Raw genomic sequence first — 518 nt, 5'->3', positions numbered from 1 at the left:
ATGCCGCTATGTTGAAAAGACAATTATCTCACTTACAAACATATCTGGGCGGGATTAAATATATGACAGGGTTGCCCGATATTGTAATAATCGTTGATCAGCAAGAAGAATACAGGGCTCTTGAAGAATGTATCACTTTAGGAATTCCAACGATTTGTTTAATTGATACAAATTGTGACCCAGATCTCGCAGATATTTTGATTCCAGCTAATGATGACGCTATAGCTTCAATTCGATTAATTCTTAACAAATTAGTATTTGCAATTTGTGAAGGCCATTCAAGCTCTATACGAAATCCTTGATTAATAATAAGATAAATCTATTTTTGTAGGACTTCCTAGATTTATTCAATTGGTTACTATTCCTGAATCGCACAAAAGAGATAAAAATAATTAAGGATATTGTAATAAGTTGGTATCAAAAAAATATACAACTCAAGGCAAGTCTAAAATAAAAAAAAAAGACGGTCGAATCAAAATAATTTTTTTTTTAGTTCTATTTCTTTCAGGGTCGCAAAG

Annotated in this window: 1 protein-coding gene; it reads left to right on the top strand. The window is 31.3% G+C overall.

The genetic code is table 11. The annotated features are described in order from the left end of the window. Positions 1–302, top strand: a 302-nt coding sequence (gene rpsB, locus KQJ23_RS23595) for a 30S ribosomal protein S2 (protein WP_216481336.1), incomplete at its 5' end; no start/stop codon positions are given. Positions 303–518: the final 216 nt, after the last annotated feature.

Origin of the sequence: Paenibacillus brevis (genome assembly GCF_018919145.1) — a bacterium.
GTDB lineage: Bacteria > Bacillota > Bacilli > Paenibacillales > Paenibacillaceae > Fontibacillus > Fontibacillus brevis.
This window is presented reverse-complemented; position numbering and strand designations above follow the sequence as displayed.